The sequence below is a fragment of the Xanthobacter tagetidis genome, from assembly GCF_003667445.1.
Taxonomy (GTDB): Bacteria; Pseudomonadota; Alphaproteobacteria; order Rhizobiales; family Xanthobacteraceae; genus Xanthobacter; species Xanthobacter tagetidis.
Genome location: NZ_RCTF01000021.1, coordinates 80,779 through 100,943, shown reverse-complemented (window position 1 = coordinate 100,943; position 20,165 = coordinate 80,779). Strand labels below are relative to the sequence as shown.

At 72.5% G+C, this 20,165-nt stretch carries 22 protein-coding genes, 1 tRNA gene and 1 riboswitch; of the genes, 11 read left to right on the top strand and 12 right to left on the bottom strand.

The features are described from left to right. The first annotated feature begins 424 nt into the window (after positions 1-424). A riboswitch (TPP riboswitch) is annotated at positions 425-523 on the top strand. The 4 genes from thiO (at position 512) to D9R14_RS20015 (ending at position 3,416) form a co-directional block, all read left to right on the top strand. Next, a complete protein-coding gene (gene thiO / locus D9R14_RS20030) occupies positions 512-1,723 on the top strand; it encodes a glycine oxidase ThiO (protein ID WP_121625132.1) in 1,212 nt (403 codons plus the stop codon). It overlaps the preceding riboswitch by 12 nt. Before the next feature lie 5 nt (positions 1,724-1,728). Continuing rightward, entirely contained in the window at positions 1,729-1,950 is a 222-nt protein-coding gene (gene thiS, locus D9R14_RS20025; protein ID WP_245420912.1) for a sulfur carrier protein ThiS, read from the top strand. 51 nt (positions 1,951-2,001) lie between these two features. Further along, positions 2,002-2,781 (top strand): thiazole synthase, encoded by a 780-nt coding sequence (locus tag D9R14_RS20020; RefSeq protein WP_121625124.1) that lies wholly within the window; start codon positions 2,002-2,004, stop codon positions 2,779-2,781. 8 nt (positions 2,782-2,789) lie between these two features. Next, complete coding sequence (locus tag D9R14_RS20015) at positions 2,790-3,416, top strand: thiamine phosphate synthase (protein WP_121625123.1); 627 nt, start codon at positions 2,790-2,792, stop codon at positions 3,414-3,416. Here D9R14_RS20015 and D9R14_RS20010 read toward each other — a convergent pair. Next, on the bottom strand, positions 3,406-3,900 hold the full coding sequence (locus tag D9R14_RS20010; RefSeq protein ID WP_245420911.1) for a GDSL-type esterase/lipase family protein: 495 nt from the start codon (positions 3,898-3,900) through the stop codon (positions 3,406-3,408). The genes D9R14_RS20015 and D9R14_RS20010 overlap by 11 nt on opposite strands. A 119-nt stretch (positions 3,901-4,019) precedes the next feature. Continuing rightward, positions 4,020-5,207 (bottom strand): cell division protein ZapE, encoded by a 1,188-nt coding sequence (gene zapE, locus D9R14_RS20005; protein WP_121625121.1) that lies wholly within the window; start codon positions 5,205-5,207, stop codon positions 4,020-4,022. Positions 5,208-5,486: 279 nt separating this feature from the next. Between zapE and D9R14_RS20000 the strand changes: the two genes are divergently transcribed. The 4 genes from D9R14_RS20000 to D9R14_RS19985 are packed head-to-tail and all read left to right on the top strand — an operon-like array spanning position 5,487 to position 8,412. Beyond that, positions 5,487-5,651: a Flp family type IVb pilin gene (locus tag D9R14_RS20000; protein ID WP_121625120.1), complete on the top strand. Its 165-nt coding sequence runs from the start codon at positions 5,487-5,489 to the stop codon at positions 5,649-5,651. Between the two features lie 10 nt (positions 5,652-5,661). Beyond that, positions 5,662-6,147 carry an A24 family peptidase gene (locus D9R14_RS19995; RefSeq protein ID WP_121625119.1) on the top strand — a complete coding sequence of 162 codons (486 nt, stop codon included), beginning with the start codon at positions 5,662-5,664 and terminating at the stop codon, positions 6,145-6,147. 55 nt (positions 6,148-6,202) lie between these two features. After that, entirely contained in the window at positions 6,203-7,573 is a 1,371-nt protein-coding gene (locus D9R14_RS19990) for a leucyl aminopeptidase family protein (RefSeq protein ID WP_121625118.1), read from the top strand. After that, the gene (locus tag D9R14_RS19985) at positions 7,570-8,412 is read left to right on the top strand and encodes a C40 family peptidase (protein WP_121625117.1); all 843 of its coding nucleotides are present in this window, start codon (positions 7,570-7,572) and stop codon (positions 8,410-8,412) included. The genes D9R14_RS19990 and D9R14_RS19985 overlap by 4 nt, the downstream gene beginning before the upstream one ends. A gap of 25 nt (positions 8,413-8,437) precedes the next feature. Here D9R14_RS19985 and D9R14_RS19980 read toward each other — a convergent pair whose 3' ends face one another. Beyond that, positions 8,438-10,066, bottom strand: a complete 1,629-nt coding sequence (locus tag D9R14_RS19980) for a sensor domain-containing diguanylate cyclase (protein WP_121625116.1) — start codon at positions 10,064-10,066, stop codon at positions 8,438-8,440. A gap of 116 nt (positions 10,067-10,182) precedes the next feature. Here D9R14_RS19980 and D9R14_RS19975 point away from each other — a divergent pair, with 116 nt between their 5' ends. Further along, on the top strand, positions 10,183-10,893 hold the full coding sequence (locus D9R14_RS19975) for a YggS family pyridoxal phosphate-dependent enzyme (protein ID WP_121625115.1): 711 nt from the start codon (positions 10,183-10,185) through the stop codon (positions 10,891-10,893). 342 nt (positions 10,894-11,235) lie between these two features. Beyond that, a tRNA-Glu gene (locus D9R14_RS19970) sits at positions 11,236-11,311 on the top strand. 83 nt (positions 11,312-11,394) lie between these two features. Here D9R14_RS19970 and D9R14_RS19965 read toward each other — a convergent pair. Both D9R14_RS19965 and D9R14_RS19960 read right to left on the bottom strand, forming a co-directional pair. Next, positions 11,395-12,879, bottom strand: a complete 1,485-nt coding sequence (locus D9R14_RS19965; protein WP_121625114.1) for an ATP-binding protein — start codon at positions 12,877-12,879, stop codon at positions 11,395-11,397. Continuing rightward, positions 12,876-13,595 carry a response regulator gene (locus D9R14_RS19960; RefSeq protein WP_121625113.1) on the bottom strand — a complete coding sequence of 240 codons (720 nt, stop codon included), beginning with the start codon at positions 13,593-13,595 and terminating at the stop codon, positions 12,876-12,878. Before D9R14_RS19960 ends, D9R14_RS19965 begins: the two co-directional genes overlap by 4 nt. 380 nt (positions 13,596-13,975) lie before the next feature. Between D9R14_RS19960 and D9R14_RS19955 the strand changes: the two genes are divergently transcribed. Continuing rightward, a complete protein-coding gene (locus D9R14_RS19955; RefSeq protein ID WP_121625112.1) occupies positions 13,976-14,233 on the top strand; it encodes a hypothetical protein in 258 nt (85 codons plus the stop codon). Positions 14,234-14,345: 112 nt separating this feature from the next. On the opposite strand, the gene soxA is transcribed toward D9R14_RS19955, so the two are convergent. Genes soxA through D9R14_RS19920 form a run of 7 tightly spaced genes read right to left on the bottom strand, consistent with a single transcriptional unit; the run spans position 14,346 to position 20,161 of the window. Further along, positions 14,346-15,140 (bottom strand): sulfur oxidation c-type cytochrome SoxA, encoded by a 795-nt coding sequence (soxA, locus tag D9R14_RS19950; protein ID WP_245420910.1) that lies wholly within the window; start codon positions 15,138-15,140, stop codon positions 14,346-14,348. Next, the gene (gene soxZ / locus D9R14_RS19945) at positions 15,127-15,447 is read right to left on the bottom strand and encodes a thiosulfate oxidation carrier complex protein SoxZ (RefSeq protein WP_121625110.1); all 321 of its coding nucleotides are present in this window, start codon (positions 15,445-15,447) and stop codon (positions 15,127-15,129) included. The genes soxA and soxZ overlap by 14 nt, the downstream gene beginning before the upstream one ends. Continuing rightward, positions 15,444-15,914: a SoxY-related AACIE arm protein gene (locus tag D9R14_RS19940; RefSeq protein ID WP_184759552.1), complete on the bottom strand. Its 471-nt coding sequence runs from the start codon at positions 15,912-15,914 to the stop codon at positions 15,444-15,446. The genes soxZ and D9R14_RS19940 overlap by 4 nt, the downstream gene beginning before the upstream one ends. 36 nt (positions 15,915-15,950) lie before the next feature. Continuing rightward, complete coding sequence (gene soxX, locus D9R14_RS19935) at positions 15,951-16,406, bottom strand: sulfur oxidation c-type cytochrome SoxX (protein ID WP_121625109.1); 456 nt, start codon at positions 16,404-16,406, stop codon at positions 15,951-15,953. Further along, on the bottom strand, positions 16,403-17,710 hold the full coding sequence (locus tag D9R14_RS19930; RefSeq protein WP_121625108.1) for an NAD(P)/FAD-dependent oxidoreductase: 1,308 nt from the start codon (positions 17,708-17,710) through the stop codon (positions 16,403-16,405). Before D9R14_RS19930 ends, soxX begins: the two co-directional genes overlap by 4 nt. Beyond that, entirely contained in the window at positions 17,661-17,972 is a 312-nt protein-coding gene (locus D9R14_RS19925) for a c-type cytochrome (protein ID WP_245420908.1), read from the bottom strand. Before D9R14_RS19925 ends, D9R14_RS19930 begins: the two co-directional genes overlap by 50 nt. Continuing rightward, a complete protein-coding gene (locus D9R14_RS19920) occupies positions 17,969-20,161 on the bottom strand; it encodes a xanthine dehydrogenase family protein molybdopterin-binding subunit (protein WP_121625106.1) in 2,193 nt (730 codons plus the stop codon). The genes D9R14_RS19925 and D9R14_RS19920 overlap by 4 nt, the downstream gene beginning before the upstream one ends. Positions 20,162-20,165 lie beyond the last annotated feature (4 nt).

Below are 20,165 nucleotides of genomic sequence, written 5' to 3'. Positions count from 1 at the left end.
GGGGGGAATGGAGATGACCACGCTCTGGCCCCCCTAACAGCCGTCATGCCACGGCTTGTCCGGGGCATCCACCGGGCCGCCGGCGCGGCGCCAGGAAAACGAAGCGCGGGGCGAGCCGTTGGGTGGATCCCCCGGACAAGCCGGGGGATGACGGTGGTGAAACAAGCCGGAGGCGTGACGGGGGGGAATGGAGATGACCACGCTCTGGCCCCCCCAACCGCCGTCATGCCCCGGCTTGTCCGGGGCATCCACCGGGCCGCCTGCGTGGCGCCCGGAAAACGAAGCGCGGGGCGAGCCGCTGGGTGGATCCCCCGGACAAGCCGGGGGATGACGGCGGCAAGAGCAGGCCGGCGACGCGATGATCCATTCCCGCGGCCAAAGCCGGCTCAGGGCCTTGCGCGCGAGGGCCGGGTATGGATAATACCGGAACGGCCTGGGGTGCCGTGCATGTGCACGGCTGAGATCATACCCATCGAACCTGTCTGGATCATACCAGCGTAGGGAGATGCCGATGAGCGCGAGCTTATCGACCTTCGCTTCGTCTTCACCTGTATCCGCTTCGCCTGAAAGCCCCGCGCGCACGAGCGGCTCGCGGCCGCGCGTCGCCATCGTCGGCGGCGGTGTCATCGGCCTCGCCATCGCCTGGCGGCTCGCCAAGGCCGGCTGCCCGGTGGACGTGTTCGAGGCCGGCGCCGCCGGCGGCGGCGCGAGCCATGCCGCCGCCGGCATGCTCGCCGCCTGCGCCGAGGCGGAGCCGGGCGAGGATGTGCTCCTCGCGCTCAACCGGGCGAGCCAGGCGCTCTGGCCCGGCTTCGCGGCCGACCTGGAGCAGGCAGCCGGCATCCCGGTCGACCTGCGCACCGAGGGCACGCTCTCCATCGCGCTGACCGCCGACGATCTCGGCCGGCTGCGGCACCTGCACGCGCTCCAGACGTCGCTCGGCCTGCCGGTGGAGTGGCTCGGCGGCGCCGAGGTGCGCCGTCGCGAGCCCTATCTCGCCACCAAGGTGGCTGGCGCCATCCTCACCCCGGAAGACCACCAGGTGGACAACCGCAAGGTCGCCGCGGCGCTGGAGGCGGCGGCGCAGGCGGCCGGCGCGCGGCTGCACGAAGGCCGCCCGGTGGAGCGCATCGAGACCGCCGCGGGCCGCGTCACCGGCGTGGTGGCGGGCGGCACGTTGCATGCGGCGGACGTGGCGGTGCTCGCCGCCGGCGCCTGGAGCCGCGGCATCGGCATCGACCCCGCGGCCCCCCTGCCTGTGCGCCCCATCAAGGGCCAGATGCTGGCGCTGCAGATGGACCCGGCGGCGCCCCTGCTCAATCACGTTCTGTGGGCGCCCGGCGCCTATCTGGTGCCGCGCCGCGACGGGCGCCTCATCATCGGCGCCACCACGGAGGAGAAGGGCTTCGACACCACCCTCACCGCCGGCGGCCTGCTGGCGCTGCTCACCAATGCCTGGCGCGCGCTGCCGGCGCTGGAGGAACTGCCGATCATCGAGCAGTGGGTGGGCTTCCGCCCCGGCAGCCGCGACGACGCGCCCATCCTCGGCCCGAGCGCGGAAGTAGAGGGGCTGATCTACGCCACCGGCCACCACCGCAACGGCATCCTGCTGCTGCCGGTGACCACCGAGGCCATCGTCGGGCAGATTCTCGACGGCCGTATGGACGCGGTGGCGGCGCCCTTCACCGCTGCCCGCTTCGCGCCGCGCGCGGCGGCGGAGTGAGCGCCATGACGCTCGCCATGACGCTCGCCCTCACCGTCAACGGCGCGCCGGAGCGGCACCAGGTCGCCACCGTCGCCGAGCTGCTGCGCGAGAAGGGCGTGGAGGACGCCCGCAAGGGCATCGCGGTGGCGCTCAACGGCGCCGTTGTGCCGCGTCGCGCCTGGGGCGACACGCCCCTTGCGGCCGGCGACCAGGTGGAAATCATCGAGGCGAAGCAGGGGGGCTGATCCCCCGCCCCGGGGAGGGGGCGCTTCGCCGGAAAACAAACGAGAACAGCCATGACCGCGTTCAACGATCCTCTCGTCATCGCCGGGCGCAGCTTCGCCTCGCGCCTGTTCCTCGGCACCGCGGGCTATCCGAACCAGAAGGTGTTCCTGGATGCGCTGGAGGCCTCCGGCTCGGAAATGGCCACCGCCTCCATCCGCCGCATCAGCCTCAAGGGCTACGAGGAGAGCCTGACCGACCTGCTCTCCGGCCGCGTGCACATATTGCCCAACACCGCCGGCTGCCAGACCGCCAAGGACGCGGTGCTCACCGCCGAGCTGGCGCGCGAGGCGCTGGAGACCGACTGGGTGAAGCTGGAGGTGATCGGCGACCGGGAGCTGCTCTATCCCAACGTGGAAGAGCTGCTGAAGGCCACCGAGGAGCTGGTGAACCGCGGCTTCGTGGTGCTGCCCTATTGCAACGACGATCCGGTCACCTGCCAGAAGCTCGCGGACCTTGGCGCCGCCACCGTGATGCCGCTTGGCTCCATGATCGGCACCGGGCTCGGCATCGCCAACCCGCACATGATCGAACTGATCTGTGCGCGCTCGCCGGTGCCGGTGGTGCTGGACGCGGGGCTGGGCACCGCCTCCGACGCCGCGCTCGCCATGGAGCTGGGCTGCGCGGCGGTGCTGCTCAACACGGCTGTCTCCAAGGCCCACGATCCGGTGCGCATGGCCTTGGCCTTCCGCCACGCGGTGGAGGGCGGGCGGCTTGCCCGGCTGTCGGGCCGCATCCCCAAGAAATTGCACGCCGAAGCGTCGAGCCCCGAATTCGGCCTCGTCGGCAGCTGAGGCGGGGGATGCTCGCCGCCCCGCCGGTGCTGCTCATCACCGACCGGTCGCAGGCGAAGCGCGGCCTCGCGGATGTGGTGGCGGAGGCCTGCGCCGGCGGCTGCCGCTGGATCAGCCTGCGCGAGAAGGACCTGCCGGAGGCGGAACAGATCGCGCTGTTCGCCCGCATCGCCGCGGCCGCCCGGCCGTTCGGCGCGCGGGCGACGCTGCACGGGCCGGCGGCCCTTGCCCAGGCGGCGGGGGCGGACGGGGTTCACCTTGCGGGCGGCGGCGATCCGGCGGCGGCGCGCGCGCTGCTCGGGCCGCGCGCGCTGGTGGGCCTCTCGCTCCACACGCTCGGGGAGGCGGCGCGGGCCGATCCGGCCGCGCTCGACTATGTCACCGCGAGCCCGGTGTTCCTCACCGCCTCGAAGCCCGGCTACGGCCCGGCGCTGGGGGTGGAGGGCCTCGCCGCGTTCGCGCGGGCCTGCCGCGTGCCGGTGCTGGCGCTCGGCGGGGTCGGCGCCGCCGAGGCCGGCAGTTGCCGGAGCGCCGGGGCGGCGGGGCTCGCCCTCATGGGCGGCGTTATGCGGGCGGATGACCCGGCGGCGGCCTTTCGCGCGGCGGCGCAAGCGTTCGGTGCCACTACTTCTTGAGATAGGCCGCCACCTGCGACACCAGCTGGGCGGCGAGCGCGCGATAGCCATCCGCCGTCAAATGCTGGCCATCCGCCTGGCGCGGGAGACCGGCGAACATCTGGTTGGGCACCATCACCACCGGGATGTTACGGGCGGCGAGGGTCGCCTTGATGGCGGCGATGTTGGCGGCGGTCTCGGCTTCGGAGACGCCCTTCAGCCGGTCGTTGCCGCCGGGCTGGAGGATGACGAGCACCGTGTCGGAGGTCAGCGCGCCGGGCAGGCGCGCGCGCATGCCCGTGGTGGTGTCGCCGTTCACGCCGGCATTGGCCAAGCGGACCGAATAGCCTTGGGCGCGCAGCATGGCCTGGAGCTGGGAGGGAAAATCCGCGCCGCGCGCGACGCCCTTCCCATAGGTCTGGCTCGCGCCCAGGGCGACGACGGTCGCCGCCACGGCGCCGCCTGCGGCAGAGCCGACGAGCAGCGACGCAAGCGCTGCCGACACAATCAGGGCCCTCACTCTCCTGCCAAGCATGTCTTCGTCCCCCCAGAGCGTTGATCGATCCTGACACCAATGGCGCCCGCGATCAAAGACTGGATTGGGGCGAAAAGCCGTGCGGCACCTTACGTTTCGACAAGGCCCGTGGTGTTGCCGGAGGCGGTCGAATCGCCCCGGCCGTGGGGCTTCGCCAGGTATTCGTCGGAGCGCATCTCGTGCAGGCGCGAGACCGTGCGGGCGAACTCGAACGCCTCCGCCCCGTCGGTGCCGAGATAGAGGCCCTCGGGCTCGGCGGCGGCCGAGGCGACGAGCTTCACATTGGCGTCGTAGAGCGTGTCGATCAGCGAGATGAAGCGCTTGGCCTCGTTGCGCTGGTCCGGCCCGAGGATCGGGACGTGCTCCAGCACCACGGTGTGGAACATGCGCGCCAAGGCGAGATAGTCCGGGTTCGGGCCGAGCGGCGCCTCGCACAGGTTGGCGAACGAGAAGCGCGCCGCGCCGTTGGCCATGGCGGGGATGGCGAGGTGGCGGCCCTTCAGAACGATCTCGCTCGGCACCCCGCCGGCCGGCCCCGCGAGCCGCTTCCAGGCGGCGTTGACCGCCGCGTCCGCTTCCGGTCCGAGCGGGGTGTGCCAGGTGGAGACGCCCTCCAGCTTCTCCATGCGGTAGTCGGTGCGCGAATCGAGGCTCAGCACCTCCATGCGCTGCTTGATCTCGGCGATGAAGGGCAAAAACAGCGCCCGGTTGAGCCCGCCCGCATAGAGGTCGTCCGGGGCGACGTTGGAGGTCGCCACCACCACCACGCCGTCGGCGAACAGCTTCTCGAACAGCCGGCCGAGGATCATGGCGTCGGCGATGTCGGTGACGTGGAACTCGTCGAAGCACAGCACCTTCGCCTCGTCGGCGAGCTGGGCGGCCACCGGGGCGATGGGGTCGGCGGTCTTGCGCTCGCCCTTCTTCTGCGCCTCGCGCTCGCGGAAGATGCGCTCGTGCACGTCGCCCATGAATTCGTGGAAATGGGCGCGCCTCTTGCCCTTGGCCGGCAGCGCCGCGAAGAACAGGTCCATGACCATGGTCTTGCCGCGGCCGACCTTGCCGTAGACGTAGAGCCCCTTCGGCGGCACCGGGGCGCGGCGATGGAACAGCCAGCCGAGCGCGGAGGACTTCTGCGCCATGGCGCGCTGGCGCAGCTCCAGCTCCAGCCGGGCGAAGGCGGCCACCACCTCGGCCTGCGCCGGATCGGGGGAGATCTCGCCCGCCGCCAGCTTCTGCGCATAGAGCTCCGATACCCGCGCCGTGGTCTCCGACCCCATCAACCCGCCTCCGCTGCCGGCGCGCCTGCGCCTCGCCCCGGCCGAGCGGCGGGAGCGTCCATCCAGGGGCCGGTATAGTCCCCCGGCGGCGTGCGCATCAATGCGCGCCGGCGCGCCGGGTTCCGCGGCGGGCGCAAGACGGACCGTTAACCCTTACCGCAGAGGCCCCGCCGCCGACGGTATCGAAATGACGCCGCTTTACTTCCCCGCAACGGCCGCCCCCTAGCGTTGCCGTGTCGCGGCGCTTCCGTCGCGTGCAGGACAACCGGATCGGACGCGATGAAGCTCCTTATTGCCCGCTTCATTCGGGAGGAAGACGGCTCGACCGCCCTGGAATACGGGCTCATCGCCGCCGGCCTCTCCATCGCCATCGTCACCGTGCTGGCGCAGGTGGCGACCACCTTCTCCCGGCTCAAGGCGACCGCCGCCATCGCCGGCCAGTAGGACGCGGCGCGTGACGGCCCCGGCGCTCCAGGAACTCATCCTCGTCGGCCTCTATCCCACGGTGCTGTGCGCCGTGATCGGCACCGACATCGCCCGGCGCGTCATTCCCAACCTGCTGGTGGCGGCGCTGCTGCTCGGCTTCGCCGCCATGGCGCTGGTCGCGCCGCTGCCGGACCTCTCGCTGCGCCTGCTGGTGGCGGGGGCGGTGACGGCGCTCGGCTTCTCGCTGTTCTCGCAGGGCCTCGTCGGGGCCGGCGACGTCAAGCTCGCCGGCGCCCTCATGCTGTGGCTCGATCCGGTGCAGCTCCCCTTGTTCGCGCTCTTCGCCGGGCTGATCGGCGGCGGCCTCTCCCTCGCCCTCGCGGTCAGGCTGCAGCGCCGGGCGGCGGGCGGCCCGGCGGCCGCGCCGGTGGAGGCGAGCCTGCCCTATGCGGTGGCGCTCGCCGGCGCGGGACTGCTGCTGCATCCCTATTCCAGCCTGATGCTCGGCGCCTGAAGCGCTTCTCCAACCGCGCGCCGGCATGCTACCTCGCAAGGCGAGGAGCAACCACATGCGTGAAGTGATCGTGAGCGCGCCGGCCGAGAGCCGGCCCATCTGGTGCGTCACCCGGAAGAGCCTGCCCCAGGCCGATCTGCCCGAGCCGGGACGGCGCTTCGCCGAGAGCGCCGGCTTCGAGGGCGCCGCCGGCAAGCACCTCCTGGTGCCAGGTGCCGACGGAATGCTGGCCGGCGTTCTGTTCGGCCTTGCCGAGGGCGGCGACCCGTTCGCGCCCGGCGCGTTGCCCGCGATCCTGCCCGCCGGCACCTACCGGCTCGAAGGCGCGCTGGACAATCCGCGGCTCGCCGCGCTGGGCTTCGCGCTCGGCGCCTACCGCTTCGCGCGCTACCGCAAGACGCCGGAGCGCAATGTGCGCCTCGCCGTCCCGGCCGGCATCGACGCCGACGATCTCGCGCGCACCCTCGCCGCCGTGGCGCTGGTGCGCGACCTCATCAACACCCCCACCAACGACCTCGGCCCGGCCGAGATCGAGGATGCCGCCCGCGCGCTCGCCGCCGAGCACGGCGCAGCGGTGCGGGTGATCCGCGGCGAGGACCTGCTGGCGCAGAACTTCCCGCTGATCCATGCGGTGGGCCGCGCCTCCGCCTCCGCGCCGCGGCTGATCGAGATCACCGCCGGCGACCAAAGCCTGCCCAAGGTCACGCTGGTGGGCAAGGGCGTCGCCTTCGACACCGGCGGCCTCGACATCAAGCCCTCCTCGGCCATGCTGCTGATGAAGAAGGACATGGGCGGGGCGGCCTCGGCGCTCGGCCTTGCCCATCTCCTGCTGGCGCGCGGCGCCCGGGTGCGGCTGAAGGTGCTGATCCCGGCAGTGGAGAATTCCATCTCGGCGAGCGCCTTCCGGCCCGGCGACGTGCTCGCGAGCCGCAAGGGCCTCTCGGTGGAGGTGGGCAACACCGATGCGGAAGGCCGCCTGGTGCTGGCCGACGCGCTGACGCTCGCCTGCGAGGAGGAGCCGGACCTCCTGATCGACTTCGCCACCCTCACCGGCGCCGCGCGGGTGGCGCTCGGCCCGCAGCTTCCCGCCGCCTTCACCGCCGACGACGCGCTCGCCGCCGACCTCGCGCGCCACGCGAAGGCGGAGGCCGACCCGCTGTGGCGCCTGCCGCTGTGGCAGCCATATGCGTCGATGCTCGATTCGAAGATCGCCGACACCAACAACGTCTCCTCCGGCGGGCTCGCCGGCGCCATCACCGCCGCCTTGTTCCTGGAGAAGTTCGCCGCCCCCGCCGGCTCCTGGCTGCACCTCGACCTGTTCGCCTGGAACGCCTCGACCCGCCCCGGCCGGCCCGAGGGCGGCGAGGCGCAGACCATCCGCGCCCTCGACGCGCTGATCGCCGAGCGCTACGGCGCGGCGCGATGAGCGCCGGCCTCGATCCGCGCGTCACCCCGGCGCGCCCCGACCTCGCCTGGGACGGCCTGCGCGACCGCGTGGCCGCGCCGCGCTACGTGGCGGGCGAGTTGAAGCGCGTCGGCGTGCCGGTGGCGCCGCTGCGCCGGCATCCGGCCGGCGATGCCCCGCTCGACACCGAGGCGCTGTTCGGCGAGAGCGTGCGGGTGCTGGAGGAGGATGCCGAAGGCTGGGCCTGGGTGCAGCTCCTGGCCGACGGCTATGTGGGCTACCTGCCGGCCGAGGCGCTGGCGCCGCTGGGCGGGGCGCCCACCCACGCCGTGCGCGCGCTGCGCACCTTCCTCTTCCCCGGCCCGGACATCAAGCTGCCGCCGCTCGGCGCCTTGCCCTTCGGCGCCCAGGTTTGCGCGACCGGCGCGCGCGACCGGTTCCTCGCCACCGCCGGCGGCTTCGTGTTCGCCGGCCACCTCGCGCCGCTCGACCATCACGAGGTGGACCCGGTCGAGGTGGCGGCGCGCTTCCTCGGCACGCCCTATCTGTGGGGCGGGCGCTCCAGCCTCGGGCTGGACTGCTCGGGCCTGGTGCAGACCGCGCTCAATGCCTGCGGCATCGCCGCCCCGCGCGACAGCGACATGCAGGAGCGCGCGCTGGGCGCACCGGTGGCGACGGACGGCCCGTTCCGGCGCGGCGACCTCCTGTTCTGGCCCGGCCATGTGGCGCTGGTGGAGGCGCCCGACAGCCTGATCCACGCGAATGCCTTCCACATGGCGGTGGCGCGCGAGCCGCTCGCACCGGCTCTGGCGCGCATCGCGGCGGCGGGCACGGAATTGAGGTCCGCGCAGCGCCTGTGACCTCGCGCGGCCGGAGCCGGACGGCTCAGCCGCCGGCGGCGACGACGCAGTTCCGCCCGCGCCACTTGGCCTCGTAGAGCGCCGCATCGGCGCTCGCCACCAGCGCGTCGGGACCGCCGCCATTGGGCAGCACGCTGGCGACGCCGAGGCTGATGGTCAGCCTTCGGTTCGCCGCCTGCCGGTTCTCGATGCCCAGCGCCTCGACCTGGGCCCGCGCCTGCTCGGCGAAGGCGATGCCTTCCTCCACCTCCGCGCCCGGCAGCAGCACCACGAACTCCTCGCCGCCATAGCGGGCGATGAAGTAGCCCGAGCCGGTGGCCACGGCCGCGAAGGTGCGCGCCACCGCCCGCAGCGCGTCGTCGCCCGCCAGGTGCCCGTAGGTGTCGTTGAACGCCTTGAAGCTGTCCACGTCCGCCATCACCAACGTGAGCGGGCTGCCATGGTCGCGCGCCGCCACCCAGTCCTGGGAAAACTGGACGTCGAAGGTGCGGCGGTTCGGAAGATCGGTGAGGCCGTCCGTGCGCGCCAGCGCCGTGAGCCGGTCATTCAGTCCGCGCAGTTCGCGGTTGCGCTCCGACAGGCGCCGCGCCATCTGGTCGACCGCCTGCACCAGCGGCTCGAACTCGGCGACCCCCACGTCGGCGACGGTCTCCGCCTCCTCCTGCCCCACCGCCTTTACCGCGCTGGTGAGCCGTTCGATCGGTGCGATGATGAGCCGTTCGGCCGCGAACCAGGCAAGCGCGAGAAAGCAGGCCAGCGCCACCAAATGGGCGATGGCGGTGGCCAGGATCTTCTGATCGATCGGCGCGACGATGCGCTCGGCATCGACCCCGACCGCCACATGCACGTTGGTGCCCTCGAAGCGCATGAAGGCGAAGATGCGGTCGCGCCCGTCATAGCCGGCAACGCGCACCACCCCCTCGTCGATATCCGCCACCGAGCGCGTCAGCGGGTGGCTGGGGAAGCGTCGTCCGACGATTTCGGCGCCGATCGGATAGCGCGAGATCACCGCCCCGTCATTGCCGATCACGTCCACCACGGTTCCGGACCCGAGAGCGGTGCGGGCGGCGATGCGGGAGAACCATTGCAGGTCGATGCTCACCACCCCGACCGCCACCGGCTCGCCGGTCGAATCGCGCTCGGCCCGCGCGAGGAAGAGGGCGTCGCGGCCGGTCAGGCGGGACACGGTCAGTTCGCTCATCACCATGTCGACTGAGCCCAGCGCGGCCGTCAACCAGCGCTGGTCCTGGATCACGGTACCCACGGCCGCCGGCGCGCTGGCGCACGCCACGCGTCCGTCCGGCAGGATGATATCGAGCCCGGCGATGCCGATGATCTCCTGGGCGAGGAGCGCGAGCTGCCGGTTGCAGGAGGCAGGGTTCTCCAGCAGGGCCGCGCTCTGGCGCGAGACCACGTCGAGCACCGCCTTGGCCGAGGCGAGGCCTTCCTGCTGCGCCAAAGCGGCGCGGTGGGCGAGATCGCGGACCTTGTCCTCGGCGGCGGCGATCTGGTTGTGGCGGTCGGTCAGCAGCGACAGGATGCGCTCGGCCGAGAGCGGCACGGCGGCAAGGCAGATCAAGGCGAGGATGCGCAGCCGAATGCTGGTGCGGCGCCCGTCCATCACCGTCGCGAGACCCTGCGTGCCCCCACCCATCGACCGGACCGCCCTCCTCTGCCAGCTTCGTCTTCGCCCGCCGATTCCTTACTAACCTCTTATTGATCCAATGGGGAGATCGGTCCATCACCGCCCTTTGGCAGCGGAGGAATGCGATGACGGACCCTGGTAACGACGCTGTCGCGCAGGGCACTGCGGCGAGCGCGGAACGTCTTGCAGCGGTGCGGCGCGAGATCGCCGATGCCTGCCGCCTCGCCGGGCGTGATCCGGCCAAGATTTGTCTGGTGGCGGTTTCCAAAACCTTCCCGGCGGCCGACATCGTGCCGGTCATCGCCGCCGGCCAGCGCACGTTCGGCGAAAACCGGGTGCAGGAGGCGCAGGCCAAATGGCCGCAGCTGCGCGAGACCTGCCCGGACGCGCGGCTGCACCTCATCGGCCCGCTGCAATCCAACAAGGCGCGCGACGCGGTGGCGCTGTTCGACGCCATCCACACCGTGGACCGGCCCAAGATCGCCGCCGCTCTGGCGGCCGAGATGGACCGCCTGGGGCGGCGCCCCGAGCTGTTCGTGCAGGTGAACACCGGCGCCGAGCCGCAGAAGGCCGGCGTGCTGCCGGAGGCGGCGGATGCCTTCATCGCCCAGTGCCGCAATGAATTCGGGCTCGCGATCACCGGCCTGATGTGCATCCCGCCCGCCGATGCGGTGGCGGCGCCGCACTTCGCGCTGCTGGCCGAGATCGCGGCCCGCAACGCCCTCGCCGGCCTCTCCATGGGCATGAGCGCCGACTTCGAGGCCGCCATCCTGCAGGGCGCGACCCATGTGCGCGTCGGCAGCGCCATCTTCGGCCACCGCCCCACGGCGGCGTGAGCGGGCGGCGGGAGCGGGCGGCGGGAGCGGGTGGCGGGAGCGGGTGGCGGGAGACGGCGCGGGGCGGCCTGGAAGGGGATTCGGCGGGACCGGGCCGGACTGCGCCAGGACCGGCCGGGACCAGGAGGGACCAGACGGGACTGGCGAGACCAGGCGGCACCACTGGCGAGGACTTTTTGCGCGGGACCAGGTCCGGCGCACCGCTCCCTGCGTCCCGCCTCGCCCCTCCGCCGCAGGTTTTCCGCCTTCCGGGACCAATCCACCGCAATGACGGTGGACCAGCGCCAGGGAAGGCTTGAACTCCCCCCCAATCGCCGCTATGAAGGCCGCCTTCCGCCAGATGCTCCCATCGTCTAGCGGTCTAGGACGTCGCCCTCTCACGGCGAAAACAGGGGTTCGAGTCCCCTTGGGAGCGCCATTCTTTTCAATGGCTTAGCCCCGCCCATCGCGGGGCTTTTGCGTTTCTGGGCGGGATCTTGGCCAGCCCGCCGCCGCTCCGGCCTAGCGCCCCGGCGCCGGCGCGAGCACCAGCGGGGGCGGCGCGGGGTCCTGGTCCGCCGCCGCGCAGATCGAGGCGGCGGCTTCCGAGGCCGGAAGGGTGAGCCGCACCGACAGGCCGCGGGCAAGGTTGGTGAGGATGACGTCGCCGCCATGGTGCCGGGCGATGGTGCGGGCGATGGCGAGGCCGAGACCGACGCCGCCGGTCTCCCGGTTGCGGGAATTCTCCAGCCGGTAGAACGGCGCGAACACCTGTTCGCGGAACGTCTCCGGAATGCCCGGTCCGTCGTCCTCGACCACGATGTCCACGTTCTGCGCGCCGGCCTCGATCCGCACCCGGGCGCATTCGCCGTAGCGGGCCGCGTTCTCGACCAGGTTGCGGCAGGCCCGGCGCAGCGCCGCCGGCCGGCAGCGGTAGCCGATCTTCGGCGCCTCGGTGAAGGCCACGGCGTGGCCAAGCTCCGCGAGGTCCTCGCACAGGCTCTCCACCAGCGCTGTGAGGTCGACAGTGCGGGTCGCCTCGGCGGTGCCCTCCTCGCGCATGAAGGCGAGGGTCGCCTCGGTCATGGACTGGATCTCGGCGATGGTGGACAGCATCTTGTCCCGCAGCTCGTCGTCGGCGACGAACTCGGCGCGCAGGCGCAGGGAGGTCAGCGGCGTGCGCAGATCGTGGCCGATCGCGGCCAGCATGCGCGTGCGGTCGTCCACGAACCGCACCAGGCGTTCCTGCATCCGGTTGAAGGCCTGGGCGGTGCGCCGCACGTCGTCGGGCCCGGTCTCCGGCAAAGGCTCCACCGGCTGGCCCCGCCCGAACGCCTCCGCCGCCCGCGCCAGGCGCCGCAGCGGCTGGGTGATGCCGCGCGCGGCAAACACGGCGATCCCCGTCAGCAGCAGCGCCGTCAGGCCGAGCGAGGTGAGCGACTGGGCGTTCCAGAACCCCTCCCCGGCCGGCTTGGCGAAGGCGGAATTGAGCCAAGTGCCGTTCTCCATCCGCACGGCAAGGCCCATTCCGGTGCCGCCGTCGAGGTATTGGAACTTGGCCGGACGATCGAGCGGCCAGGCCTCGGGGCGCACGGTGAGCCAGTCCGGCGAGCCGGTCGCGGCCGGCTGCGCCGGCGGATCGATGCGCGGCTCCGCCATCGGCCCGTAGCCGGGGAACACCACGCGCGGCAGCGGGCGGACCAGGTGCTCCCAGGCCTCCTTGCGCCAGGCGGCGGGATCGGCCGGCCCCTCGGACGAGACCCAATAGCGCGAACTCGTGGTGTTGCTGGCGGCGAGGATGTCGTCCTGCAGGTCCGGTGGCGTCGCCTCCAGCACCCGCACGAGGGAGGCGCAGCGGCTCAGCATCTCGCCCTTGGAGGCCTTGCGCATCACCTGGCCGTGCTCGTCCCAGGAGATGAGGAACACCGCCGCCTGCGACAGCACCAGCGAGAGCAGCGTGAAGGCGATGAAGCGCGCGGCGAGGCTGCCGCTCCACAGGCGGGTCATGCGCGTTCGACCTCCGCCTCGAGGCTGTAGCCGCCGCCCCAATGGGTCTTGATGAGGCTCGGCGTCTTGGGGTCGGCCTCCACTTTCTTGCGCAGGCGGCTGACCTGGTTGTCGATGCTGCGGTCGAACGGCTCCGCGCTGCGGCCCACCGTGAGGTCGAGAAGCTGGTCGCGCGAGAGCACGATGCCGGGATGATCCAGGAAGGCGCAGAGCAGGCGGAACTCCGCAGTGCTCAGCGGCACCGCCACGCCGTCCTCCGCGGTCAGCTCGCGCCGCCCGGCGTCCAGCGTCCAGCGGTGGAAGCGCAACGTCTTCGCAGCGAGGCGCCCCTTCTGCGGCGGCAGGCTGTTGACCCGCCGCAGCACCGCCTTGATGCGGGCGAGCAGCTCGCGCGGGTTGAACGGCTTGCCGAGATAGTCGTCCGCGCCGACCTCCAGACCGACGATGCGGTCAGTCTCCTCGGTCATGGCGGTCAACAGGATCACCGGCAGCTCGGTGGTGCTGCGCAGGTAGCGGCACAAAGAGAGGCCGTCTTCGCCGGGCATCATCACGTCCAGCACCACGAGGTCCGGCGCGCTCTTCTCCATGAGGCGGCGCAGCGCCGCGGCGCTGTCTGCCAGGCTGATGCGGTAGCCGTGCTGCGTCAGGTACTTGCCGACCAAGTCGCGGATGTCGCGGTGGTCGTCGACAACGGCGATGTGGGGTGAAGTGTCCATGCGTTGCGCTCCAGCGCGGACCATAGCGAAGACCCCGGCCCACCCCAGCCGAAAAAGTGTATCAGAATATCTCCGCGGCTTCCGGAGCGACAGTCGGCCACGATTTCGCGAGGTCCGGCGCCCCGCAGCGCCAGCGGTGCCATGGCTCGGGCGGCGCGGCGGCGCCGCGAAGACGGCCGCGACCCGGCGGGGATTCGCGCAGGCCCGGCGCGGCGATTTCGTATCAAGCTGTTCGGAAACCGGCCTGCCGCGACATTTGCCAACATTTATGGGGGTTTCGGGCGATAGTTTTGCGACAGGACGTCCCTATCTTCCTCGTCATCGCCGGCCGGGATGAAGTCTGACCCGGTCATCGACTGATGAATAAAAGGATAGATCACATGCGTTATACTGTCATTGCTGCGATTTCGGCCGCTCTTCTTTCCACGACCGCCTTCGCCCCGAGCGCCTTCGCCCAGGATACCTCTTCCAAGCAGCAGCAGACCCACCGGGCCTATGCACCGGTCGTGACCCCCACCACCCAGGCCCCCGCCTTCCCGGGCGAGCAGATCGACCGGCAGCGCAATCCCGCCTCGAGCATCTCGGAGGCGGATCGCCTGTTCCTGCTGCAGGGTGATCGCGGCCTCGGCAACGGCTGACGCCGCTTCGGCGCGCCCTCGGGCCGGAGCCGCCCCCTCCGCCCGAAGTCGCGCCGGACGCCCGGCCGCTCCCCCCTTCCGGGGCGGGAGCGGCCGGGTATTTGCGCGCGGCTCAGGGGCGCACGCCCGGCGTCTCCACCGGCAGCCCGGCGCCGCGCTCGGCAAGATAGGCCTCCAGGGCGATGAACTCGGGCGCGCCGGGTGCGAACGGCTCCGCCCGCACTCCGCTCATGCAGGCGCGCATCCGCCGCTGGAGCGAGCCGAGGCCCTGCCATTCCAGGCGGTAGATGGGATAGGCGCCGGCCTGCCCCTGGGTGATGGGGCTGCTGCCCAGCCGGTTCGCCCACAGCGCATCGTGGCATTCGGCACAGGACAGCCGGAGCTGGCCCATGCGGGTCTCGTAGAGGCGCCGCCCCTCTTTCCGCACCGCTGCCATGGGCGGATCCTGCGGCGGCGCAAGCGGCAGGCCGCGCGACTGGAAGCCGACGAAGGCCGCAAGGGCGAGCAGGCCGGGCTCCTCGGAGGCGAGCTGCGGCGCGTCCTGGTGGCGGGTGCGGCAGGCATTGATGCGGCCGGACAAATCGAGCGCGGCGCCCGATGCGGCGTCGAACGCAGGATAGCGTGCGGCGACGCCCCGCATGCTGTGTTCCGCCGCGCCATGGCAGTCCGCGCAGGCGCGTTGCGCGCTGCCCGCAGGCGCCTGCCAGAGCTGCGCGCCGTCCAGCACGAACAGCATGCCGGGATTGGCGGTGTCGTCCGCCTGCAGCCCTTGCGTCTGCGGCCCCGCGAAGGTGATGCCCGACCGCCGCTCGGCCGGCGTGATCGGCACGGGCTCGGCGGCGGCCGGCGCCGCCAGCGCCAGAGCCAGGACCACGGCGCGGGCGCGCACCACCTCAGTCCACCGCAATCTCGGCCGTGGCCGCATGGACCGCCCCGCCGTCCTCGATCCAGGTGAAGGTCAGCGTGCTGCTCTCGATCGCCACGGTGGAGAAGGCGACATAGGGATTGGCCCCGACCGCGGGATGGAAATCGGCCGCGAACACCTCCTCGCCCCCATAGGTGCAGGTGAAGCGGTGGATGATGCGGCGCGGGATCGCCGCCCCGTCCGGGCCATTGCGGTAGCCGGTCTCCATGGGGTGGGCGATCATGGCGCGGATCTCCACCACGTCGCCGCGCCGCGCGGTCTTCGGCACGTTCACCAGGGTGCGGGTCATGTCAGGTCCTCGATACAGGCGGCGAGCGTCACGATCACGCTGGCGCGGCTCGCCCAGAAGGTGCCGTCGCTCATCTGCGCCACCGCCAGCACCGTCTGCGAGGTGGCGAGGCGGATGCGCGTCGCCACCCGCGCCTGTCCGGCCCGCGGCCCGAGATGGAACACCGCCACCTCGGCCTGCGGGTTCTTCTCGTTGAACAGGGCGATGCGGGTGACGTGGTCGCTGGCGGCCATGGGGCTGTCGACGCTCACCGTGACGCCGACCGCGTTGCCGTTCTCCACCAGCGGGGGGATGTCGAGGCGCACCCGCCCATCGTGCACCGGCGCGCCGCCGGTGAAGGCGGCCAGCGCCGCCTCAAGGCTCGGGCGCGCCAGCGCCGCGCGGGGACGCGACAGGACGAGGAGGCTCGCGGCCCCGAGGGCGAGAACCCCGCGGCGCGGCAGGGACGACGGCACGCCTGAGGGCATGGGGCGCCGTTCGGAGATGGGGCGGTGCGGCACGGCTCAGCCTCCCAGGCTGGAGAGATAGGCGACGATGTCCTCCACCTCGGCAGCGGTGAGGACGGGCCGGTCGCGCCAGGCGGCGGCGACCCGCGGCGCGTCCGGGACCTGGTGGAAGGACGGCATCGGCGAGTTGGGGTTGAGGGCGCGCATGTCCACCACGCGCAGGCGGATCTGCGCGGCGGAAAGGCGCGCCCCTACCCCGTCCAGGGATGGGCCGATGTCGCCGGCGAAATGCGGCGCGGCGAACGGGCCGGCATGGCACAGCGCGCACAGGCTGCGGCTCCGCTCGCCCATCAGCGCGGCACCGCGCGCGGCGTCGCCCGGCTGACCGGTGAGGGAAGCGGCGATGGTGTCGCCGAGCACCGCATAGCGCAGCGCGGGCGCCGGCGCGCCGGTCTGTGCCGCCGCCTCGGCGGCGAGGACGGCGAGCAGCGCTGCGGCGAGGGTCATCCTCATGCGTAGACCCTCCGGGTCAGGGTCTCGAACCAGGCCGCAGCATAGGCCGCCTCGGCCGCCCGCACGGCCTCGGGCGCCCCGAGGGGGCTGGTGCCGCCCGCGCCCGCCACCTCCGCGAGCAGGCCGTCGCGCGGGCGGTAGACGCCGGCGATGGAGATCGCCGCGTCCGGCGCCACGAGGCTGTAGCAGGTGTTGACGAGCTTCGGCTCGGCGGACGCGCGTCCGGCCAGGAGGTCGGCCACGGCGGCGGCGCAAACCAGCGCCTGGCCGTTGGCGGTGAAGGCCGACTTGGGCATGGCCCCGCCGATCGCCGCGTCGCCGATCACATGGATTTCCGGCACCAGCCGCGATTCGAAGGTCACGGGATCGACCGGGCACCAGCCGCTCGCATCCGCCACGCCCGCCGCCGCCGCGATCGGGCCGGCGCGCTGGGGCGGGATGACGTTGGCCACGTCCGCGCGGTGCCGGCCGAACTCCGTCACCAGCGTGCGCGCGGCGGCATCCACCTCGATCACCCGGCCGCCGAAGGAGAGCGAGACCCATTCGATCATGCCGGGATAGCGCGCGGCCCACGCTTCCTCGAACAGCCGCTGCTTGGAGAAGGCGTCCTTGGCGTCGAGGATGAGGACCTTGGCGCGCGGCTTGTGCGTCTTCAGGAAGTGGGCGATCAGGCTCGCCCGCTCATAGGGCCCGGGCGGGCAGCGGAAGGGATTGGGCGGCGCGGCGATGACGACCACGCCGCCATCCGGCATGGCCGCGAGCTGCCGCCGCAGCGCCAGCGTCTGGGACCCCGCCTTCCAGGCGTGGGGCATGGCCTCGGCCGCTGCGGCGTCGTAGCCGGCGATGGCGTCGAGGCGCACCTCGATGCCGGGCGCCAGCACCAGGCGGTCGTAGGCGAGCTGCGTGCCGTCGTCGAGGCGCACCCGTCGGGCGTCCGCGTCCACCGCCACGGCGGCGCGGGGGGCGTGGGCGAGGCCGGGCACCCGTGCCAAGGCGGCGACCTCGAAGGTCTGGCGCCGCAGGTCCCGAAGCCCAGCGATCACGGCATTGGAGAACGGGCAGGCGACGTAATCGGCCGACGGCTCGACCAGGGTGACGGCGATGCCGCCGGCCCCGGCCAGCGCACGGGCGCAGCTCGCGCCGGCGAACCCGCCGCCCACCACCACCACCCGGGCCGGCGCCGCCGCGCGAACCGCCGGGGCGGCGAGGGCCGCCGGCGCAAGAGCGGCGGCACCGAGGCCGGCGAGCACCGCCCTACGGCTGGGCCGCGGCGAGCCAGTCCGCGATGGCGCGGGTCTCGTCATCGGAAAATCCCTTGGCGATGCGGTCCATGACGGTCGCGGGCCGGGCGCCGTCGCGGAACGCGCGCATGTCCGCCACGATGGTATCGGCGCTCCGCCCGCGAAGGCTCGGCACCGCGCCCTGCGGCGCGGGGGGATGGCAGCCGCCGCAGGCGAGAGCGCCGGGCGGCGGCGCGGCGGCGGGCGCGGGTGCGGCGAGGCCGATCACGCCGAGGACCACGGCGCCTGCCACCCCCAATGCCCGCCCGCCGCGTCCCCCGCTCATGCGAGGGAATGGTGCTTCAGCGGCAGGTCGCGGATGCGCTTGCCGGTGGCGGCGAAGATGGCGTTGAGCACCGCGGGCGCGGCGACCGCGATGGTCGGCTCGCCCACCCCGCCCCAGAAGCCGCCGGACGGCAGGATGATGGTCTCCACCGCCGGCATGGCGCCCATGCGCATGACCTCGTAGGTGTCGAAATTCTCCTGCTCCATGCGCCCGTCCTTCACGGTGCATTCGCCGTAGAGGCAGGCGGAGAGGCCGTAGACGAACGAGCCCTCCACCTGGCGCTCCACCTGGGCCGGGTTGACCACGTGGCCGGGGTCGGTGGCGGCGACGATGCGGTGGATCGTCAGCGTTCCGTCCGCGGCCACCGAAACCTCGGCGGCGGCCGCCACATAGCTGCCGAAGCCCATGATGTGGGCAAGCCCGCGGTGGACGCCTTCGGCCGGCTTGGTGTCCCAGCCGATGCGCGCGGCCACCGCCTCCAGCACCGCGCGGTGCTTCGGGCGGTCGGCCATCAGCCGGCGGCGGAAGGCGAGTGGATCGACGCCGGCCGCATGCGCCAGTTCGTCCATGAAGCATTCCACGTAGATCGCGTTCTGGTTGAGGTTCACGCCCCGCCAGAAGCCAGGCGGCACGGGCGGATTGCGCATGGCGTGGTCGACCAGCAAGTTGGGCACCGCATAGCCGAGATGGCCCTCGGGGTTCGTGGCGGTGAGACCCTGGAACACCACCGGGTCCATACCGCCCTGCATGCCCTCCGGCCGGACGGCGGCGAGGATGGACTGGCCGGAAATCCGCATGTGGAGCGCGACCAGATTGCCCTGCGCGTCGAGCCCCCCGGTCATGCGCGCCTGGGTGATGGGATGGTAGGCGCCGTGGAGCATGTCCTCTTCCCGGCTCCACAGCAGCTTCACCGGCACGCCGGGCATCTGCTTGGCGATGAGCACCGACTGGCGGGCATAGTCCTGGAAGTTGCCGCGCCGCCCGAAGCCGCCGCCGAGATGCAGCTTGTGGATCTCGCACCGCTGCACCGGCAGGCCGGAGGCCTCGGCCGCCACGGCGAGGCTCGATTCCCCGTTCTGGGTGGGCACCCACACCTCGCAGCGCTCCGCCGTGACCAGCGCGGTGGCGTTCATCGGCTCCATGGTGGCGTGGTTCTGGTAGGGCACGGCATAGTCGGCGGTGACGACGCGCGCCGCTCCCGCCAGCGCCGCCTTCGCGTCGCCCTGGCGGTTGCCCACGAACGCCTCCGGCGCGTCGAGGCCGGCCTTCAGCAAAGCGGCGATGTCGGCGCTGGAGAGGGCACGGTTCGGCCCCTCGTCCCAGGTGATCGGCAAAGCGTCGAGCGCGGTCTTGGCCTGCCACCAGGTATCGGCCACCACCGCCACCGCGGTGTCGTCCACCCGCACCACGTGGCGCACGCCGGGCATGGAGCGCACCTTGGCCGCATCATAGGCCACGAGCCGGCCGCCGAAGACCGGGCAGGCCTTCACCGCCGCGTTCAGCATGCCGGGAAAAGAGAGGTCGGCACCGTACACCTGCCGGCCATTCAGCTTGTCCGCCGTGTCGAGGCGCGCCAAAGGCTTGCCGATGATGGTCCAGTCCTTCGGCTCCTTCAGCACGACGGCGGACGGCGGCGGCATCCGCGCGGCGGCGTCCGCCACCTTGCCGTAGGTGGTGGTGCGGCCGGAGGGCGCGTGGGAGATGACGCTCTTCTCGGCCCGGCATTCGCCGGGGGGGACGCCCCACGCCTGCGCGGCGGCGGCGATCAGCATGGTGCGGGCCGCGGCGCCCCCCTCGCGGACATATTGGTGGGAATCGCGGATGCCGCGGCTGCCGCCGGTGGAATAGGAGCCCCACACCCGGTTGCGGGCGAGGTTGGCGCCCGGGCTGGGATATTCCGTCGTCACCTTGGACCAGTCGCAGCCCAGTTCCTCGGCCACGAGCTGCGCGAGCCCGGTCAGCGTGCCCTGGCCCATCTCCGAGCGGGCGATGCGGATCACCACCGTCTCGTCCGGGCGGATCACCACCCAGGCGTTCACCTCCGGCGCGGCGGCCGGAGCGGCCTGGGCGCGCGCCGCGCCGAGCGGCACGTGGAAGCCGAGGGAGAAGCCGCCCACCGCGGCGGCGCTGCCGACCACGAAGGCGCGGCGGGAGAGGCGGGAGCGCGGGATATCAGCGTGTGCGGTCATGGGT

Excerpts from the sequence above, each read along its gene's own strand:
- D9R14_RS19930 (WP_121625108.1), bottom strand. The coding sequence starts at position 17,710 with ATGACGAGACCCGCGCCATCGCGGACTGGCTCGCCGCGGCCCAGCCGT.
- D9R14_RS19940 (WP_184759552.1), bottom strand. The coding sequence starts at position 15,914 with ATGCCCTCAGGCGTGCCGTCGTCCCTGCCGCGCCGCGGGGTTCTCGCC.
- D9R14_RS19960 (WP_121625113.1), bottom strand. The coding sequence starts at position 13,595 with ATGGACACTTCACCCCACATCGCCGTTGTCGACGACCACCGCGACATC.
- D9R14_RS19955 (WP_121625112.1), top strand. The coding sequence starts at position 13,976 with ATGCGTTATACTGTCATTGCTGCGATTTCGGCCGCTCTTCTTTCCACG.
- thiO (WP_121625132.1), top strand. The coding sequence starts at position 512 with ATGAGCGCGAGCTTATCGACCTTCGCTTCGTCTTCACCTGTATCCGCT.
- D9R14_RS19925 (WP_245420908.1), bottom strand. The coding sequence starts at position 17,972 with ATGAGCGGGGGACGCGGCGGGCGGGCATTGGGGGTGGCAGGCGCCGTG.
- D9R14_RS20000 (WP_121625120.1), top strand. The coding sequence starts at position 5,487 with ATGAAGCTCCTTATTGCCCGCTTCATTCGGGAGGAAGACGGCTCGACC.
- soxZ (WP_121625110.1), bottom strand. The coding sequence starts at position 15,447 with ATGACCCGCACCCTGGTGAACGTGCCGAAGACCGCGCGGCGCGGCGAC.
- D9R14_RS19990 (WP_121625118.1), top strand. The coding sequence starts at position 6,203 with ATGCGTGAAGTGATCGTGAGCGCGCCGGCCGAGAGCCGGCCCATCTGG.
- D9R14_RS19920 (WP_121625106.1), bottom strand. The coding sequence starts at position 20,161 with ATGACCGCACACGCTGATATCCCGCGCTCCCGCCTCTCCCGCCGCGCC.
- D9R14_RS19965 (WP_121625114.1), bottom strand. The coding sequence starts at position 12,879 with ATGACCCGCCTGTGGAGCGGCAGCCTCGCCGCGCGCTTCATCGCCTTC.
- D9R14_RS20020 (WP_121625124.1), top strand. The coding sequence starts at position 2,002 with ATGACCGCGTTCAACGATCCTCTCGTCATCGCCGGGCGCAGCTTCGCC.
- D9R14_RS19975 (WP_121625115.1), top strand. The coding sequence starts at position 10,183 with ATGACGGACCCTGGTAACGACGCTGTCGCGCAGGGCACTGCGGCGAGC.
- zapE (WP_121625121.1), bottom strand. The coding sequence starts at position 5,207 with ATGGGGTCGGAGACCACGGCGCGGGTATCGGAGCTCTATGCGCAGAAG.
- D9R14_RS19985 (WP_121625117.1), top strand. The coding sequence starts at position 7,570 with ATGAGCGCCGGCCTCGATCCGCGCGTCACCCCGGCGCGCCCCGACCTC.
- D9R14_RS19980 (WP_121625116.1), bottom strand. The coding sequence starts at position 10,066 with ATGGGTGGGGGCACGCAGGGTCTCGCGACGGTGATGGACGGGCGCCGC.
- D9R14_RS20015 (WP_121625123.1), top strand. The coding sequence starts at position 2,790 with ATGCTCGCCGCCCCGCCGGTGCTGCTCATCACCGACCGGTCGCAGGCG.
- soxX (WP_121625109.1), bottom strand. The coding sequence starts at position 16,406 with ATGAGGATGACCCTCGCCGCAGCGCTGCTCGCCGTCCTCGCCGCCGAG.
- thiS (WP_245420912.1), top strand. The coding sequence starts at position 1,729 with ATGACGCTCGCCATGACGCTCGCCCTCACCGTCAACGGCGCGCCGGAG.